This window comes from Bradyrhizobium sp. CB3481, from assembly GCF_029714305.1.
Lineage (GTDB): Bacteria > Pseudomonadota > Alphaproteobacteria > Rhizobiales > Xanthobacteraceae > Bradyrhizobium.
This window is the reverse complement of record NZ_CP121647.1, coordinates 6,611,932-6,628,594: the sequence shown is the minus strand read 5'-3', so window position 1 is coordinate 6,628,594 and position 16,663 is coordinate 6,611,932. Positions and strand designations below refer to the sequence as shown.

At 63.1% G+C, this 16,663-nt stretch carries 15 protein-coding genes; 8 read left to right on the top strand and 7 right to left on the bottom strand.

The window, feature by feature from the left end:
* Positions 1 to 62 precede the first annotated feature (62 nt).
* From QA643_RS32130 to QA643_RS32120, 3 genes are all read left to right on the top strand, one after another.
* Entirely contained in the window at positions 63 to 2,135 is a 2,073-nt protein-coding gene (locus QA643_RS32130) for a cytochrome c1 (RefSeq protein WP_283029674.1), read from the top strand.
* A gap of 276 nt (positions 2,136 to 2,411) precedes the next feature.
* A complete protein-coding gene (locus QA643_RS32125) occupies positions 2,412 to 3,086 on the top strand; it encodes a dienelactone hydrolase family protein (RefSeq protein WP_283029673.1) in 675 nt (224 codons plus the stop codon).
* Between the two features lie 37 nt (positions 3,087 to 3,123).
* On the top strand, positions 3,124 to 4,026 hold the full coding sequence (locus QA643_RS32120; RefSeq protein WP_283029672.1) for an NAD-dependent epimerase/dehydratase family protein: 903 nt from the start codon (positions 3,124 to 3,126) through the stop codon (positions 4,024 to 4,026).
* Between the two features lie 154 nt (positions 4,027 to 4,180).
* On the opposite strand, the gene QA643_RS32115 is transcribed toward QA643_RS32120, so the two are convergent.
* Entirely contained in the window at positions 4,181 to 5,179 is a 999-nt protein-coding gene (locus QA643_RS32115; RefSeq protein WP_283029671.1) for a VOC family protein, read from the bottom strand.
* 336 nt (positions 5,180 to 5,515) lie between these two features.
* Between QA643_RS32115 and QA643_RS32110 the strand changes: the two genes are divergently transcribed.
* The 5 genes from QA643_RS32110 to QA643_RS32090 all read left to right on the top strand — a co-directional run bounded on the left by QA643_RS32110 (position 5,516) and on the right by QA643_RS32090 (position 11,128).
* Positions 5,516 to 7,678, top strand: a complete 2,163-nt coding sequence (locus QA643_RS32110) for an anthranilate synthase component I (RefSeq protein ID WP_283029670.1) — start codon at positions 5,516 to 5,518, stop codon at positions 7,676 to 7,678.
* Positions 7,679 to 7,830: 152 nt separating this feature from the next.
* Positions 7,831 to 8,370, top strand: a complete 540-nt coding sequence (locus QA643_RS32105; protein ID WP_283029669.1) for an adenine phosphoribosyltransferase — start codon at positions 7,831 to 7,833, stop codon at positions 8,368 to 8,370.
* A gap of 464 nt (positions 8,371 to 8,834) precedes the next feature.
* Positions 8,835 to 9,524, top strand: a complete 690-nt coding sequence (locus QA643_RS32100) for a hypothetical protein (protein WP_283029668.1) — start codon at positions 8,835 to 8,837, stop codon at positions 9,522 to 9,524.
* A gap of 12 nt (positions 9,525 to 9,536) precedes the next feature.
* Entirely contained in the window at positions 9,537 to 10,283 is a 747-nt protein-coding gene (locus QA643_RS32095; protein ID WP_283029667.1) for a hypothetical protein, read from the top strand.
* A gap of 119 nt (positions 10,284 to 10,402) precedes the next feature.
* Entirely contained in the window at positions 10,403 to 11,128 is a 726-nt protein-coding gene (locus QA643_RS32090) for a hypothetical protein (protein ID WP_283029666.1), read from the top strand.
* 182 nt (positions 11,129 to 11,310) lie between these two features.
* Here the strand turns inward: QA643_RS32090 and QA643_RS32085 are convergent, their stop codons facing one another.
* The 6 genes from QA643_RS32085 to QA643_RS32060 form a co-directional block, all read right to left on the bottom strand.
* The gene (locus QA643_RS32085) at positions 11,311 to 11,643 is read right to left on the bottom strand and encodes a GIY-YIG nuclease family protein (protein ID WP_283029665.1); all 333 of its coding nucleotides are present in this window, start codon (positions 11,641 to 11,643) and stop codon (positions 11,311 to 11,313) included.
* Between the two features lie 97 nt (positions 11,644 to 11,740).
* Positions 11,741 to 12,409, bottom strand: a complete 669-nt coding sequence (locus QA643_RS32080) for a hypothetical protein (RefSeq protein WP_283029664.1) — start codon at positions 12,407 to 12,409, stop codon at positions 11,741 to 11,743.
* 58 nt (positions 12,410 to 12,467) lie between these two features.
* Complete coding sequence (locus QA643_RS32075) at positions 12,468 to 13,217, bottom strand: hypothetical protein (RefSeq protein WP_283029663.1); 750 nt, start codon at positions 13,215 to 13,217, stop codon at positions 12,468 to 12,470.
* A gap of 163 nt (positions 13,218 to 13,380) precedes the next feature.
* Positions 13,381 to 14,574, bottom strand: coding sequence for a M48 family metalloprotease (locus tag QA643_RS32070; protein WP_283029662.1), 1,194 nt, complete (start codon positions 14,572 to 14,574; stop codon positions 13,381 to 13,383).
* A 137-nt stretch (positions 14,575 to 14,711) separates the two neighbouring features.
* A complete protein-coding gene (locus QA643_RS32065; protein ID WP_283029661.1) occupies positions 14,712 to 15,272 on the bottom strand; it encodes a LemA family protein in 561 nt (186 codons plus the stop codon).
* Between the two features lie 302 nt (positions 15,273 to 15,574).
* Positions 15,575 to 16,552 carry a small ribosomal subunit Rsm22 family protein gene (locus QA643_RS32060; RefSeq protein ID WP_283029660.1) on the bottom strand — a complete coding sequence of 326 codons (978 nt, stop codon included), beginning with the start codon at positions 16,550 to 16,552 and terminating at the stop codon, positions 15,575 to 15,577.
* Positions 16,553 to 16,663: the final 111 nt, after the last annotated feature.

Genomic DNA, 16,663 nt, shown 5'->3' with positions numbered 1-16,663 from the left:
TCGGGCGCCAGCCCGGGATCTCTTACGCCGTCGCGTCGTCTTACTTCCTCAGGATCGCATCAATGAGCGGACCATCCGATTTCCAGCCGACCAATCCCGCCTTGAAGTGGATCGAACGGCGCCTCCCGATCATGGGACTTATGCATTCCTCGTTCGTGGCGTATCCGACGCCGCGTAACCTGAACTACTGGTGGACCTTCGGCGCCATCCTTTCGATGATGCTGGGCGTGCAGATCCTGACCGGCGTGATCCTGGCGATGCACTACACGCCGCACGCCGATATGGCCTTCAAGTCGGTTGAGCTAATCGTCCGCGACGTCAACTATGGCTGGCTGCTGCGCAACATCCACGCCGCCGGCGCCTCGATGTTCTTCTTCGCCGTCTACATCCATATGTTCCGCGGCCTCTATTACGGGTCGTACAAGGAGCCGCGCGAGGTGCTGTGGATCCTCGGCGTCATCATCTACCTCCTGATGATGGCGACCGGCTTCATGGGCTACGTGCTGCCGTGGGGCCAGATGAGCTTCTGGGGCGCCACCGTCATCACCAACCTGTTCTCGGCCGTGCCGTATTTCGGCGAGAGCATCGTGACGCTGCTCTGGGGCGGCTATGCCGTCGGCAATCCGACGCTGAACCGCTTCTTCTCGCTGCACTATCTGCTGCCGTTCGTGATCGCCGGCGTCGTCGTGCTGCACATCTGGGCGCTGCACGTCGCGGGCCAGAACAATCCGGCCGGCGTCGAGGCGAAGACCGAAAAGGACACGGTGCCGTTCACGCCCTACGCGACCATCAAGGACATGTTCGGCGTCTCCTGCTTCCTGCTGTTCTTTGCCTGGTTCATCTTCTACATGCCGAACTATCTCGGCGATGCCGACAACTACATCCCGGCCAACCCCGGCGTGACGCCTGCGCACATCGTGCCGGAATGGTATTACCTGCCGTTCTACGCGATCCTCCGCTCGATCCCGAACAAGCTTGCCGGTGTCGTGGCGATGTTCGGTGCGATCATCGTCCTGGCGTTCCTGCCCTGGCTCGACAGCGCCAAGACGCGCTCGTCGAAGTACCGCCCGCTGGCCAAGCAGTTCTTCTGGATCTTCGTGATCGTCTGCATCGGCCTCGGCTATCTCGGCGCCCAGCCGCCGGAAGGCATCTACGTCATCGTCGGCCGGATCCTGACCGTCCTCTACTTCGCCTACTTCCTGATCCTGTTGCCGCTGCTCTCGGTTATCGAGAAGCCGCGTCCGGTGCCGAACTCGATTGCCGATGACGTGCTGGCCAAGACCGGCGGCAAGCCGGCGCCGATGGTCTCGACCGTGATCGCGCTGATGGTTGCCGGCGGCCTCCTGATGGGCGGCTCGCTCGATGCGCGCGCCGAGGATCATGGCACCAAGCCGCCCGGCCAGAAATGGTCGTTCTCCGGCCCGTTCGGCACGTTCGATCGCGGCGCGTTGCAGCGCGGCCTCAAGGTCTACAAGGAGGTATGCTCCTCCTGCCACAGTCTGTCCTATGTCGCGTTCCGCAACCTCGCCGACGCCGGCGGCCCCGGCTATTCGGTGGCGCAGGCCCAGGCGTTCGCCTCGGAATACAAGATCAAGGACGGCCCGAACGACCAGGGCGAGATGTTCGAGCGGCCGGGCCGGCCCGCCGACTATTTCCCGTCGCCATTCCCGAACGAGCAGGCGGCCCGCGCGGCCAATGGCGGCGCGGCCCCGCCGGATCTGTCGCTGATCACCAAGGCGCGCTCCTACAAGCGCGGCTTCCCGATGTTCGTGATCGACTTCTTCACCCAGTATCAGGAGCAGGGCCCGGACTACGTTGCCGCGCTGCTGCAGGGCTATGAGGAAAAGCCGCCCGCTGGCTTCAACCTGCCCGAAGGCTCGTTCTACAACAACTACTTCCCCGGCCATGCGATCAAGATGCCGAAGCCGCTGAGCGATGGCCAGGTCACCTATGACGACGGCTCGCCGGCGACGGTCGCGCAATATGCCAAGGACGTCACCACGTTCCTGATGTGGGCCGCGGAGCCGCACATGGAGGCACGCAAGGCGCTCGGCCTGCAGGTGTTCGTGTTCCTGATCCTGCTCACCGTCCTTCTGTACTTCACCAAGAAGAAGGTCTGGGCCAACGCCCACTGATCCGGTTCTTGATTGCGAATTCGGAAAAGCCCCTGCGGGGGCTTTTTTGTTGTTGGGCACAAGATTTCGTGTCCCGGACGCGGTGCAGCGCTTCTTTGGCGGTGCACGGCAGAGCCGGGACCCCCGCTTTCGCTGCGGCCATGGGCCCCGGCTCTGCAGCGCATCGCTGTCGCGCTGCGCAGCGTCCGGGGCATGAGAGATGGCAACCCGATTGCTTCCTGACCTCACTGCGGACAAAATACCGCCAACCAGCCCAAGATCATTCGGGAGGATTCCATGGGTACCAGCGTCACCTTCAAGCGGCCGGACGGCAAGGATGCGGCCGGCTATCTCGCCAACGCCGCGCGCGGCAATGCGCCGGGCGTGGTCGTGATCCAGGAATGGTGGGGCCTGCAGGACCAGATCAAGGGCATGTGCGACCGCTTCGCGCTGGCCGGCTTCGATGCGCTGGCGCCCGATCTCTACAAGGGCACGGTGGTGCCGTATCACGACACGGATGCGGCCGGCCGCGAGATGAACTCGCTGGATTTCATGGATGCGACCACGCAGACCGTGCGCGGCGCAGTGCAATATCTGTCGCGCAACGGCGCCAAGGTCGGGCTGACCGGCTTTTGTCTCGGCGGCGCGGTGACCATCATCGGTGCCACCAAGATTCCGGAACTTGCGGCCGGCGTCGTGTTCTACGGCATTCCGCCGGAACAGGCGGCCAAGCCGGCCGACGTGAAGATTCCGCTGCAGGCGCATTTCGCCAACAAGGACGACTGGTGCACGCCGCAGGTGGTCGACGGCTTCGAACAGGGCATGAAGGCCGCTGGCAAGTCGCTCGAGCTGTTCCGCTATGATGCCGAGCACGCCTTCGTCAACGAGCAGCGGCAAACGGTGCATGACCGCCAGGCCGCCGAGCTCGCCTGGGGCAGGGCGATTGCGTTTTTCGCCAAGCATCTGGGTTGAGATACGCGCTTCCGCGCAACGACGGTGGAGGCGGTGAATGAAAATTTTCTGCACGGGCGCCTCGGGCTATATCGGCGGATCGGTTGCCGCGCATCTCGCCGCCGCCGGCCATCAGGTCACCGGCCTGGTTCGCTCGCCTGAGAAAGCCGAGGCCGTTCGCGCGTTCGGGATCGAGCCCGTGATGGGCACGCTCGACGACGGGGAAATTCTGGCGCAAGCGGCGTGGGCCGCCGATCTCGTCGTCAACGCCGCAAGCGCCGACCATAAGGGCGCGGTCGTCGCGCTGCTCGATGCTGTCAGCGGAAGCGGCAAGGCCTTCATCCACACATCCGGATCGAGCATCGTCGGCAAGCGCTCCCGCGGCGAGCGCGCCGATGATGTCTACGATGAAGATACGCCGATCACGCCGTCGCCCGCGCGCGCGGCGCGGGTCGCGCTGAACGAATTCATCCTCTCCTATCGCGACAAGGGCTGCCGCCCCGTCATCGTCTGTCCGAGCCTGATCTACGGCATCGGCCACGGGGCAGGGCGCGACAGCGTGCAGGTGCCGCTATTGATCAAGCTCGCGAAGAAGCGCGGCAACGCGGCGCATGCCGGCCCCGGCGAGAACATCTGGTCGAATGTGCATATCGACGATCTCGTGACGCTCTACGCGCTCGCCATCGACAAGGCGCTGGCTGGCAGCTTCTATTTCGCCGAGAATGGCGAGAACTCGATGCGCGAGGCGTGCGTCGCGATCAACCGCGCGTTCGGTTTTGCCGGCCCGCCGGCGGCGATGTCGATGGCCGAGGCCGCTGCCGAATGGGGCGAGGGCACCGCCGAGGATACGATGGCCTCCAACAGCCGGGTGCGGGCGAAACGGGCGCGCCAAGGGCTTGGCTGGCGACCGCAGGCGGGCGGCCTGATCGATGAGATCGAGCAGGGATGTTACCGGGAGTAGTGCCGCAAACACGCCGTCGTCCCGGCGAAGGCCGGGACCCATACGCCGCGGCGGATATTGTTGGACGAACTGGTCGACGTCAGCGCTAAACAACTGCTTCTTGTGGTTATGGGTCCCGGCGTTCGCCGGGACGACAGCCGTTGTGAGGCCGTTGCTAACTCTGCCTCACCCCATCCCACCACGCGCACGTTCCCGACATCAGCTTGTAATTGCCCTCCATCACCTGCACCGGCGCGCGCAGGCCGGAGGCGGCGGCGTCGAGGCGCATCTGCCGCGCGACCTCGCGGTCTTCCGGCGGCAGCCAGACCCGCTCATGGCCCCACAGGCTCGGGCCGTCATGCATCTCGACCGCCTGCCAGGTCGCCGGATCGATCTCGCGGCCGCCCCAGCCGCATTCGATCATGAAGGACGACGGCGACTTGCAGTAGAACGAGGTCATGAAATCGTTGGTGTGGCGGCCGAGCGTAACACTGACGCGGCCTTCCTCCATCTGCGCGACGTCGTAAGCTTGGCCGACATCGTCGAGCGAGAACAACTCCACCATCAGGTGGTGCATGCCGTTCCTGCCGGTCTCGATCAGCGCGAGGCTGTGATGCCGGGCATTGACGTGGAAGAAATAGGCGCGGAACGGCTTTGTGATGTAGTCGGAGAGGCCGAAGCCGAGCACGCCGATATAGAACGCCATCATGGGCTCGATGTTCTCTACCGTCAGCACGGCATGGCCGAGCCCGAGCGGGCCGGTGCGGAATCCCGAGATCGAACGTCCCGGCACGAACGGCGTCTCGTCAATCTCGGCGCCGTAAAACGCCTCCAGCCGGTTGCCGGCCGGATCGTGGAACGAGATCAGGCCGCGGACGTGCCGGGCATCGGCCAGCGTTTGCGGTTCGGCCACAACCGGCACGCCGGCCGCCTCCAGCCGCGCCGCCAGCGCATCGAGCGCCGCAGCGTCCTGAACCTCCCAGCCGAAGAAGCGCGTGCCTTCGCCCATGGCGCGGTCGATGACGATGCGTTGCTTGCGGTCGTCCATCCGGAAGGACAGCAGCGCATTACCGCGCTCCACCGCCTGAAAACCGACGAGGCCGGTCCCGAACTGCCGCCAGGCGTCGAGGCTGTCGGATCCGAACCCGGCATATCCGAGACCGAGCAATGCCATGGCTGCCTCCCTCATCTCGCAATCTTGGCGCGCCGAAGCGCCGCTGCTTGCTCAAATCCTACGCAAGTTTTCAGCTTTCCGACAGCCCAGGATGGCCCGGGGCAGGGCGCCCCCAGCCGTCCCTCCCTTGACATCACCGGCGGCGGATGGTGTTTAGGGCCCATGAGCACCCTCGTTACCCCCTCCCGTCTGTGGTGGCGCACCTCCTAAGAGGTGGCCGGTGCGATTTCATTTTCTCAAATCGTCGAAGGTCGCCATCGCAGCGCGACCGATGGTTTGTTTGCCCTTCGTTTGTCCTGTGTGGCGTTCCCTGGCGAAGTTTCGTAAGAGGATCACATGAACAGGACAGCCTTCTCCTTGCCCGAGCAGAGCGAATACCGGACCGGCTGCGGCCTGGTGATTTCGCGCGTCGTCGAGCAGTTCACCGGCAACGCCAAACGCCTCGACGACCTGATCGAACTGCTCGATCGCCGTCGCGGCGTCGTGCTGTCCTCCGGCACCACGGTGCCCGGCCGCTATGAGAGCTTCGACCTCGGCTTTGCCGATCCGCCGCTGGTGCTGGAAACCGCAGGCGCAAATTTTTCGCTGTCTGCGCTGAACGCGCGGGGCGAGGTGCTGATCGCGTTCCTCGGCGACGTGTTGCGCGAGCCCTGCGTGGTCATTTCGGAGAAGAGCCCGACGCGGCTCGCCGGCCATATCATCCGCGGTGCCGCGCCGGTCGAGGAAGATCAGCGCACCCGCCGCGCCAGCGTGATGTCGCTGGTGCGCGATCTCATCGCCGCGCTGTCAGCCAATGACGACCCACTGCTCGGCCTGTACGGCGCCTTCGCCTACGACCTCGTGTTTCAGATCGAGGACCTCGTGCAGAAGCGTGCGCGCGAGGCCGATCAGCGCGACATCGTGCTTTACGTGCCCGATCGTCTGCTCGCCTATGACCGTGCCACCGGCCGCGGCGTGATGTTGAGCTATGATTTCGCCTGGAAGGGCAAATCCACGCAAGGCCTGCCGCGCGACACCGCGGCGAGCGTTTACGCCAAAGCGCCGCGGCAGGGCTTTGCCGATCACGCGCCCGGTGAATATCAGGCCACGGTGGAAGTGGCACGCGCCGCGTTCGCGCGCGGCGATTTGTTCGAGGCGGTGCCGGGGCAGCTCTTTGCCGAGCCCTGCGAGCGTTCGCCGGCCGAAGTGTTCCAGCGGCTCTGCCGCATCAACCCGTCGCCCTATGGCGCGCTGATGAATCTCGGCGACGGCGAATTCCTGGTGTCGGCCTCGCCCGAAATGTTCGTGCGCTCCGACGGCCGCCGAGTCGAAACCTGTCCGATCTCGGGCACGATCGCGCGCGGCGTCGATGCGATCGGCGATGCCGAGCAGATCAGGCAGCTCCTGAACTCGGAAAAGGACGAGTTCGAGCTCAACATGTGCACCGACGTCGACCGCAACGACAAGGCGCGCGTCTGCATTCCCGGCACCATCAAGGTGCTGGCGCGGCGGCAGATCGAGACCTATTCGAAGCTCTTTCACACCGTCGATCATGTCGAGGGCATGCTGCGGCCCGGCTTCGATGCGCTCGACGCCTTTCTCACCCACGCCTGGGCGGTCACTGTGACGGGTGCGCCGAAACTGTGGGCGATGCAATTCGTCGAGGACAATGAGCGCTCGTCGCGGCGCTGGTATGCCGGCGCGATCGGTGCGGTGAATTTCGACGGCAGCATCAATACCGGGCTCACCATCCGCACCATCCGGATGAAGGATGGCCTCGCCGAAGTGCGCGTCGGCGCCACCTGCCTGTTTGACTCTGATCCCGCCGCGGAAGACCGCGAGTGCCAGGTCAAGGCCGCCGCACTGTTCCAGGCGCTGCGCGGCGATGCGCCAAAGCCGCTGTCGGCCTTTGCGCCCGACGCGACCGGCTCGGGCCGCAAGGTGCTCTTGATCGATCACGACGACAGCTTTGTGCACATGCTGGCGGATTATTTCCGCCAGGTCGGCGCCAGCGTGACGGTGGTTCGCCACGTGCATGCGCAGGAGATGCTGAAGAAGAACTGGGATCTCTTGGTGCTGTCGCCGGGGCCGGGCCGGCCGGAGGACTTTGGGATTTCGAAGACCATCGGCACCGCGCTCGAGCGAAAACTGCCGATCTTCGGCGTCTGCCTCGGCGTGCAGGCGATCGGCGAGTACTTTGGCGGCCAGCTCGGTCAGCTCGGCCAGCCCGCGCACGGCCGTCCGTCGCGGATCCAGGTGCGCGGCGGGCGCTTGATGCAGAACTTGCCGAACGAGATCGTCATCGGCCGCTATCATTCGCTCTATGTCGAGCGCGACAGCGTGCCTGATGTTCTCGAAGTCACCGCGACCACCGAGGACGGTGTCGCGATGGCGATCGAACACAAGACCCTGCCGGTCGGCGGCGTGCAGTTTCACCCGGAGTCGCTGATGTCGCTCGGCGGCGAGGTGGGGCTGCGCATCGTCGAGAATGCGTTCCGGCTGAATGTTGGAGCAAACTAGTTGCCCCGTCATTGCGAGGAGCGAAGCGACGAAGCAATCCATGCATCGGCATATGCTGTGCGATGGATTGCTTCGCGGAGCCTGTCATCCGGCGGCGCTGTGCGCCGACCGGGTGGCTCGCAACGACGGGAAAACCGAAAGCGAGATTACCAATGACATTCGATCACGACATCAAGGCCACCGTCCGCACCATTCCGGATTACCCGAAGAAGGGCATCCTGTTTCGCGACATCACGACGCTCTTGGCGAACCCGCGCGCGTTCCGCCGTGCGGTGGATGAACTGGTGCAGCCCTGGGCCGGATTGAAGATCGACAAGGTCGCCGGCATCGAGGCGAGGGGTTTTATCATCGGTGGCGCGGTAGCGCATCAGGTCTCGGCCGGCTTCGTGCCGATCCGCAAGAAGGGCAAGCTGCCGCACACCACGGTGCGGATCGCCTATTCGCTTGAATACGGCATCGACGAGATGGAGATGCATGTCGACGCGATCCAGGAGGGCGAGCGCGTCATCCTGGTCGACGACCTCATCGCCACCGGCGGCACCGCCGAAGGCGCGGTCAAACTGCTGCGCCAGATCGGCGCCAACGTGGTCGCCGCCTGCTTCATCATCGACCTGCCGGATCTCGGCGGCGCCGCCAAGCTGCGCGCGATGGACGTGCCGGTCCGCACGCTAATGTCGTTCGAGGGGCATTGAGCTTTTGGCTCGTCGAGCTACCGATGGACAAGTCGCTCCGCTCGCAGTGATCTGAAACAGCGACGCACACACGGTCGTCATCCCCCGCGCATGCGGGGGATCCAGTACGCCGCGGCCTCTCGGTGCTATCGTTGACGTCTCTGGAATACTGGATCGTCCGCCCCAGTGCGCAATTGCGCACAAGGCGGACGATGACAGCTGAATATAGGGCGGCGATCTCCCGACATGAACGGCCGCCGGACGTACTGCGGCGTTAGATGCGCAGGCGCACACCGACTCTCTGAGTTGATCCGGCAACCCATTGAAGTTGTCGCAGGTTGCGCACGCCTGACCGAGAAAGTTGAAACAAATTTATACTTGATCACAAAGCACGCGTTCGTCTGATATGCGAACTTCATTTGCAACCTGAAAGCGATCGCGCGTAGTCTCAAATCCCGCTGGCGGAATCGATGCGTGGAGAGTGAATGAGCATGGTCTTGGATCTGGCTGGGAATTTCCTGCGCGCGTCGGGAAATGTGAATTCGAGGCGTCGGCTGACGTGCCGCTCATGGTTCGCGCGGTCTCTGAGAGCGGTCGCGTTTTTCACAATGCTATTCGTATCGATTGCTAGTGGCGAGGTATTGGCCACCAACGGTCTGCCACGCCAGCCGGTTTCGCTCTTCATCCATGGAAGCGGGATTCATAAGGTGTCGAACGATCAGTCGCCGATCTCATATTTTTCGGACCGGATGCCTGATGACGCCGATCTGCCGAGGGCGCCAGATGGTGCAACGGGAGTTGTCGTCGCCAGAGTGCGGTTGCGGGAAGCGTCGGTCTATCTTGGTGGCCGCGATCAATCGGGGGAAGCGCCAAAAGACCAGCCGAAGGACATATTCTTCACGCGCATCAAAATAAGCGATGTTTTGCGAGGCGATGCGTCAGCCGGCCAGACACTCGATGTCCGCTTCGGCCAGCGCGGAGACAAACGAAGGCTCATCTACCCCTACACGCCGGATCAGCGCGATCGAGAGTACATCGTCGTGATGTATGTCGATGCATCGGATGGTCGACGTCGGCTGGCGCCATTTCCGATCACCGAGTTTCAGTACTCGCAGTGGGAAATTGAGCAGTCAGCCTATACCCGCTTGCGGGGCAAGGCCGGGTCTCGGGAATAAGAGGTATCGCCAATGGAATTGTCTGATTTAGCAAACAAAATCAGATTGCGATCGCGCGTTCAGGTTCGGCCGCAAGAGCTGACCGGTTTCATTCTTTCATTTCCTCAGAGCGCCAGGCCGGCCGCAAAGACAGCGCTCAGTCTCGTGGGGGTTTGTGGTGCCGTCCTGCTCCTTGCCGTTCCAGCTAACGCGCAAGCCGATAGCGCCGTGGGAGTTGCGTCGCGTGTTGCCTTTGCTCCCGATATCAATGCAGCACGAGCAGCGCCCTCGTCGACGCACGGTGTCCAGATGAAAAAATATGGCGCGGGTCCGCTGCAATACTTTCTCGACAACGCGCCGAACGATATTGGCGCTTCGACGCTGCCCGCGACAGCCAAGGACGTGCTTCTGGCCAGGGTGAGATTATTGGGTGCGGCGTCCGGCTTGGGGGGCCGTATTCCACCTGGGGGGCGTGGGAAATATCCTCTCAAGGAGCGTCTGGCGGCCAGCCTCAGGGTTCGCGAAGTCCTGAGCGGAAGCGCATCGGTCGACTCCATCTTCGACGCGACATTCGGAGTGATCGATCAAATCTATTCCCTGATTCCGGCGCCGCGCACCAAGTCCGAGCTGGAGAGGGACTATTTTGTCCTCCTGTACGCGGACGACGGTGGTCAGTGGTATTTGGCCGGATTTCCGATGGGCGAGGCTGAGTATCAAAAGTGGGAGAAGAAGTTTTGGGCTGACGAGCGTGAGCGCATGGGTATGGACCCCAAACGATAAGCGAAGCGACAACAAGGCTGAGCGGCTGGGAGGCCTTCATGAGCTGGGAAGACGTTAAGGCGAAATTTCTATAGGCCCGTGGCCGACGAATTGGGCAATGAGACTGACGTGGAGAACGAATGAGCGTGATCTTGGATCTGGCTGGGCTTTTGCTGCGCGCGTTGGGAAATGTGATTTCGAGGCTTCGGCTGACGTGCCGCTCATGGCTCGCCCGGTCTTCCGGTGGGGGCCCCCTCTTTACAGCACTGTTCTTATTGGTTGCTAGCAGCAATGTCTGCGCCGCTAACGGCCTGCCACGCCATCTCAGCCTGATGTCGCCATTGGATCAGTTTGTTCATCGAGGTTTCGTCAGAACTGGTCATTTCAGTCTTCATGGAGATAAAATTCACACGGCGTCGAACGACCGGACGCCGATGACGTATTTCCCCGATGAATGGCCGGCCGATTTTGACCTAACGAAGCTTCCGAGTGAAGCAAAGGATTTGGTGTTCGCCAAGGTGCGGCCGACAGAGTCTACGAGTTCACTCGGAGGACGAGACCAAGATGGAATTCCTGCACCTGAGCTGCCTCGGGACAAGCTTTTCATTCGAATCAAAATTTTGGAGGTTCGCCTTGGGGGCGCGGCCGTCGGAGAGAAATACGCAGTCTATTTCGGCGAAAGCGGGCATGAGCTCATGTTTCCCCTTACGCCAGATCAACTCCGTCGCGACTACGTCGTGGTGATGTACCGCGACTCACTGGATGCCAAGAACCGTTTGATCGGATTTGCGGCCAGCTACGCCCAGTGGTTGGAGTGGCAGGCGGAAATCTTCAAACATCAACGTTCTCTGCACCACAAAAATTGAACTCAACAAGAACAATTGACGCGAGAAGGTGAGCGCTATGGCTTGCTCTGATGTAGAGAGCAAGATCAAGTTTTTTGGTAATGGGGCGGGACTTGACGGCACGCCGACCACGGTGAACGGCGAAGAGCCTTATGATGTGGCCTTGGAGTCCGACACCAAGCTGTTTCCAGGACACCGGTTTGTCACACCGCTTCAGCGCCGAGCTGCTTCCGCCAATGCAGCACGCGCTCCTTCAGCAGCGCGTCGCGCACATAGGCGCTCTCTTCCTCTTCCAACCGCTCGCATTCTTCGAACGCAAAGCTGTCCGGCCCGTGCGCGGTCCATGCGGCCTGCAGGCTGCGGCAGGGGTGGCTGCCCTGGCGCAGCGTGAACCAGATCCGGTTCTGGATTTTTTCGAGATCCGGGGTCTGGCCGACCCATATCTCAGCTGTCGCCTGGCAGCGGATCGCAAAGATGCCGGGAGCGGACTTGCGCTCCTTGTAGGCGGCGATGGCTGCCTTTCTTGCTGACGTCATTTGGGGCCTCTCGCACGCCGGTGGGTCGGGCGAGGCGAATAGCAGGTCAGCCGTTTTGCGTCAATATTACCCGGGTAATAATATCGACCGGGCGCGGTCACGGCCGCTGCGGCAACAGGCTGAACTCGAGCTCGCGCAGCACGGTGTAATTCCTCCGGATCCATTGGTGCAGCTCGGTGGAGGAGTCCCGCTCGTTGCGCAGATAGTCGGTGAAGGAAAAGCTCACGCGGTCGACATAGGTCTTCAGGAACGAGGGCAGGGCCGGTATCCGCAAAACCCGTCCCGTTGCCATCGCAGCCGGCAGTTCGCCGCGCACCACATATTCGTTGTCGATCGTGATCAGCGCCTTCGGCGGGATCTGCTCCTGCAAGGCCGGGTAGCTGCGCGCAGAAACGCGGTCGGTGTCGGCGACGAACAGGATGGCCGGTGCGATGCGGCGCCGCAGCGCCTCCTTCATGAACCCGATCTCATGGGTCATCTTGAAGAACTCGTCGAAGGCGTGAAAGCCGAGGTCGACCACCTTGGCGATGCCGTCATTGACGATCAGGCGGTCCATCAGCTGCATCTTGCCGTAGGTGTCCATCACGTCGGCGGTCTCGGTGATGCGCGGCAGGTATTCGAGCAGCGATGGTTCCTTCAGATTGATGTCGAAGCAGGCGACCGCGCCGTCCTTCAGCAGCAGGAACTCGCCGAGCAGACGCGCAAGCAGCGTCTTGCCGACCAGCGGCCGGGGCGAGCAGATGATGTAGACAGGCGTGGAGCTCATCGCCTGTATATCAAAGGATTTTTTCGGCTAATCCAGTCCCTTCGCCGCGGGCTTGCGACTATTTTTCGCCGCCGCGCGTGGTCGATTTGGCGCCGACGAGATCGGTCAGCTTGATGCGGTCGAACTCGCTCCAGACGTTGGCGAGCCAGTGCCGGACATAGCCACGCAGCACGAAGGAATAGTTCGCGGCCTCGTCGTCCTTGCCCTTGTTGGCGACGAATTTGAGGAACGGCACCGAGGAGACCTCGACCTGCTCATAGGCCATCTCATTCAGCTTGGGGATGGTGAGGTCGGTGGCATCTTTGATGCGATGAAAGTACGAATTGTAGGTCGACTGGTCCCACTGGAAGAACTGGGTGTCGTTGATGAAGTTCTTCACCAGGTAATATTTGGCGCCCTGCATGAAGTTCGCGGTCTCGGCGATCTCGTCCAGCGAGGCGATCGAGGGGCCCAGTATATGGAACACGGCAAAGGTGATCTGGCCGGCCTTGGCCGCATCGAGAAAGCCGATGTCGCGGAGCGAGGCCAGCGCCGGGGATAACAGTCCGGCGCGGACGTCGATCACGGTGACCGAGGGTCCCGCGCTCAGCGTATCGAAGATCTTCATCTGATCGGCCGTTGTCGTCATGTCGACGATCTCGGTGATGTCAGGATGGAACCGCTTCAGGGTGCCGCGCGGCGATTCGGTGTCGAACGCCCGCGTCGGCACGTTGTTGGCACTGAAGTAATCCAGGAGCGTCCGCGACACGGTGGTCTTGCCGACCCCGCCCTTGTCCGCGCCCACCACAATCACGACTGGCTTTGCCATGGAATTCCCTTGAATTGCAGTTCCGACCGGAGGGAGCGGCCGGCATGCCCCATTCCCTGCTTTGGGCGCGAACATGGCAGAAACAAGGGATAATTCAATTCCTTAGACGCCCATCGCCACTATTCATACCGAATTCCTTAATCGAGGCGGGGTGGGCAGCCGCCTAGCGGTGCGGGCCCCACGGGCCGTCCAGGGGGCCGGGAGGGGCGGCGGGGGTGCCGTCGGGCGCGCCGGCATTGTTCCAGGGGCCGCGGGGAGCCGGGGACGATGGCTGCTCGGTGGCTGATTCTTCCGGCTCGTCCGTTTCGTTCGATGCCTCGGACGGCAGGGCCAAGGGACCGGGGTCATGCCCGCCGGCAAACTGCACCAGCGCCTTGACCCGCGAATCGACCGACGGGTGGGTTGCGAACAGGTCCGCAAACCCTTCGCGGGGATTATCGACGCAGAGCTCCATCACGGCGGAGGTAGCGCCTTCAAGCTCACCGCGGTTCTCGATCTTGCGCAGCGCCGTGATCATGGCGTCGGGATTCTTGGTCAGCTCGACCGAGCCGGCGTCGGCCAGGAGCTCGCGCGATCGCGACAGCGCCAGCTTGACCACCTGCGAGAGCAGCCAGGCCAGCAGGATCAGCACGACCGCGATGATGATCGCGATGATGGCGCCGCCGCCGCCCTTGCTGTCGCGATCGGATGACGATGACGACGAAGAGGAGGACGACGACGAGGACGACCAGCCGCTGCCGCTGGAATTCCAGGACAGGTTGGTGAACGTGCGAAAGAACAGTTCGCCGAAGAAGCCCACCACGCCGGCGATGATCATGGCGACCACCATCAACTGCACGTCGCCGTTGCGGATGTGGGTGAGCTCGTGGCCGAGCACGGCCTCGATCTCCTGGTCGTTCAGCGCCTGCAGAAGCCCCGAGGTGACGGTGACGGAATATTGCCGGCGGTTGAGCCCCGTGGCGAAGGCGTTCAGCGCCGGGCTGTCCATCACCTTCAGCTTCGGCATCGGGATGCCGCGCGAGATACAGAGATTTTCCAGCAGGTTATAGAGCCGCGGCTCCTGCTGCCGCGTCACGCTCTCGCCGCCGGTCACGGCATCGATCATGTTCTGGTGGAAGAAATAGGCGATCACGATCCACAGCGCGGCGGCAATCGTGGCCCAGGGGAAGGCCGAGACCAGGTCGCGCGCTGCGTGCGTTAGGTAATAATTGAGTGGCCTGTCGCTATGGAAGAACACTTCGCCGACCAGCGCGCCGGCAAACACCAGCACATAGATCAGCAGGAACAGGCCGCCGAGCAGCAGCATCGAGCGAAGCTTGTTCGATGCGATATGCGTGTAGAGACCGTACGCGGCCATGATGCGTCACCACCCGTCATTCCGGGGCGCCGCGACGCGGCGAACCCGGAATCCAGAGGTTTTGTGCATTGATGGAGATTCCGGGTTCGCCGCTTTGCGACGCCCCGGAATGACGGAAGAGCGAGACGCCATATCGATCAGAACTTCACGCTCGGCGCTTTCTCGACTTCGGTCCGGCTGGCGCCGAGGTCGAAGAATTCCTTGCGGGTGAAGCCGAACATGCCGGCGAACAGCGCCGCCGGAAGCTGCTGGATGCCGGTGTTGTATTCCTGGACCGCGTTGTTGAAGAAGCGGCGGCTGGCCGCGATCTTGTTTTCGAGGTCGGATAGTTCGCTGGCGAGTTGCTGGAAATTGGCGTTGGCCTTGAGGTCCGGATAGGCCTCCGAGAGCGCGATCAGGCGGCCGAGCGCGCCGGAGAGCTGGTTCTCGGCGGCCGATACCTGCGCCGGGCCCTGCGCCGACATCGCCGAATTGCGCGCCTTGATCACGTCGTCGAGCGTGCCGCGCTCGTGGGCAGCGTAGCCCTTCACGGTCTCGACCAGGTTCGGGATCAGGTCGTGGCGCTGCTTGAGCTGGACGTCGATATCGGCAAAGGCCTGCCCGACGCGCTGGCTGAGCGCGACGAGCCGGTTATAGGCGCCGAACGCAAACAGCACGATGATGGCGATGACGCCGAGAACGATCCAGCCGGTCGACATGAGGGACAACTCCTGAAGGGGACGAGACGAGCGAAATTAGACGAAAACGGGGGCGCGCGGCAGCCCGCCCGGAAGGTGGGCATGGCTTTAGTCGGAAGTGCGGTGGGATAAGTTCAAGGCAGCTTTGTAAGGGGCCCGTGTCCCGGACGCGGTGCAGCGTCGCTTGACGGTGCACCGCAGAGCCGGGACCCACGGCCGCCAGCGGAATGGGAAGTGGAAAGATGGGCCCCGGCTCTGCAGCGCATCACGCCGCACGCGCGGCGCGCTGCGCAGCGTCCGGGGCACGGAGACCGCGGTGTGGATCAGTTCTCCTCGATCACCGCATCGCCCCAACGCCAGCGGCGGGCGGCGGCATAATCCGCTTTGGCGCGGCGGGGGACTTTCGTGAAGCTCAGTCCCTCCGTCGTGCAGAACTTTGCCGTGATTTCGACCTTGCCGACATCAGGTTGCGCCAGCACACGGGAGCGGCGCGAGGGTACCGGGGCACGCGTCACCGCGACATAAGAGAACCGCTCATCCTCGAACGGCACTTCCGCACCCTTGACCTGCATGTGCGCGCGCGAGCGCTGCAGGCGCTGTGAGAAATGGCACCAGTCGGGCGGCTGAAGCGGGCATTGGCCGTCATGCGGGCAGGGGGCGGCGACATGCGCACCGAGAGCGATCAGGTGCGCGCGCAGCGCGATGATCCGCGCGTAGCCCGCGGGCGTTCCGGGCTCGACCACGAGCAGTGTGTCGCGGGTCTTTTCCCACATCAGTTCGGCGAGTGCGCGTTGTTCGGCCTCGCCGATCTCGTTGATCATATAGCTCGCGACGACTAGATCGGCGGCATCCGCCGTCGCCAGCGCAGTACGGGCTTCGCCGCGTTCGTAGCTGATGTTTCGTAACCGTGTGCTGTCCCGTGCAAGATCGAGCGCCAGCATGCGCAGCGCGTCATTGGCGTCGAGCAGGGAGAAATGTTGCAGGCAGGAGAAAGCTTCGGCGGCCGCCCACGTCGCTGTGCCTGGCCCGGCGCCGATGTCGAGCAAGGTCTTCGGAGCCAGGTCAGGCCTGATCTCGATCAGTGCATTCAAGCTCGCCGTGACCGCGGCGTAGGTCGCGGGCATCCGCGCCAGCGCATAGGCGAGGGCATCGGACTCGGAGCGGATGGCGCCGGAATTGCCGCCGCTGCGATAAGTCTTCGAAATCGACGCCGCGCGGCCGGCGGCGTCGTTGCGGGAAAAGCCGCGCAGCTTGCCGTCGAGCGCGGCTTTGAGTTCGGCGGGGAGGTCGGGTGAGGTCATCTCGTCTCGTCATGCCCGCGCATGCGGGCATCCAGTACGCCGAGACGGCTGTGAAAATCACGAACGGCGCGGCGTACTGGATCATCCGCTTTCGCGGATGATGACATCATT

What these genes read in the sequence shown, in the direction of transcription:
- QA643_RS32130 (WP_283029674.1), top strand. Translation starts at nt 63, where the DNA reads ATGAGCGGACCATCCGATTTCCAGCCGACCAATCCCGCCTTGAAGTGG.
- QA643_RS32090 (WP_283029666.1), top strand. Translation starts at nt 10,403, where the DNA reads ATGAGCGTGATCTTGGATCTGGCTGGGCTTTTGCTGCGCGCGTTGGGA.
- QA643_RS32120 (WP_283029672.1), top strand. Translation starts at nt 3,124, where the DNA reads ATGAAAATTTTCTGCACGGGCGCCTCGGGCTATATCGGCGGATCGGTT.
- QA643_RS32100 (WP_283029668.1), top strand. Translation starts at nt 8,835, where the DNA reads ATGAGCATGGTCTTGGATCTGGCTGGGAATTTCCTGCGCGCGTCGGGA.
- QA643_RS32115 (WP_283029671.1), bottom strand. Translation starts at nt 5,179, where the DNA reads ATGGCATTGCTCGGTCTCGGATATGCCGGGTTCGGATCCGACAGCCTC.
- QA643_RS32075 (WP_283029663.1), bottom strand. Translation starts at nt 13,217, where the DNA reads ATGGCAAAGCCAGTCGTGATTGTGGTGGGCGCGGACAAGGGCGGGGTC.
- QA643_RS32080 (WP_283029664.1), bottom strand. Translation starts at nt 12,409, where the DNA reads ATGAGCTCCACGCCTGTCTACATCATCTGCTCGCCCCGGCCGCTGGTC.
- QA643_RS32065 (WP_283029661.1), bottom strand. Translation starts at nt 15,272, where the DNA reads ATGTCGACCGGCTGGATCGTTCTCGGCGTCATCGCCATCATCGTGCTG.
- QA643_RS32070 (WP_283029662.1), bottom strand. Translation starts at nt 14,574, where the DNA reads ATGGCCGCGTACGGTCTCTACACGCATATCGCATCGAACAAGCTTCGC.
- QA643_RS32110 (WP_283029670.1), top strand. Translation starts at nt 5,516, where the DNA reads ATGAACAGGACAGCCTTCTCCTTGCCCGAGCAGAGCGAATACCGGACC.
- QA643_RS32085 (WP_283029665.1), bottom strand. Translation starts at nt 11,643, where the DNA reads ATGACGTCAGCAAGAAAGGCAGCCATCGCCGCCTACAAGGAGCGCAAG.
- QA643_RS32060 (WP_283029660.1), bottom strand. Translation starts at nt 16,552, where the DNA reads ATGACCTCACCCGACCTCCCCGCCGAACTCAAAGCCGCGCTCGACGGC.
- QA643_RS32095 (WP_283029667.1), top strand. Translation starts at nt 9,537, where the DNA reads ATGGAATTGTCTGATTTAGCAAACAAAATCAGATTGCGATCGCGCGTT.
- QA643_RS32105 (WP_283029669.1), top strand. Translation starts at nt 7,831, where the DNA reads ATGACATTCGATCACGACATCAAGGCCACCGTCCGCACCATTCCGGAT.
- QA643_RS32125 (WP_283029673.1), top strand. Translation starts at nt 2,412, where the DNA reads ATGGGTACCAGCGTCACCTTCAAGCGGCCGGACGGCAAGGATGCGGCC.